General features: G+C 65.8%; 1 pseudogene. It reads right to left on the bottom strand.

The annotated features are described in order from the left end of the window. Nucleotides 1-225 (bottom strand): annotated as a pseudogene (locus tag M8J71_RS22635) (xylose isomerase); the annotation flags it as partial.

Here is a 225-nt window from a genome sequence, read left to right on the forward strand (position 1 = left end):
CATGTTGGCTTTGGCGGATTCCCAGACGCCGTCGTAGCCGTCGGTGCGGGAGGGCTTGTAGTCGAAGTGCCGCGGGCCCTCGTAGCGGGGGCCGCCGTTGGGGAAGCCGTTTTCGAGCAGGTCCACGGTGAAGAAGGCGCTGGTGAGGTCGCCGTGGCCGAAGACGAGGTCCTGGTCGTACTTGATGCCGCGCTGGCCGTTGAGGTCGATGTGGAACAGCTTGCC

Origin of the sequence: Pseudarthrobacter sp. R1 (assembly GCF_024494415.1) — a bacterium.
In the GTDB taxonomy this organism is placed as follows: domain Bacteria; phylum Actinomycetota; class Actinomycetes; order Actinomycetales; family Micrococcaceae; genus Arthrobacter.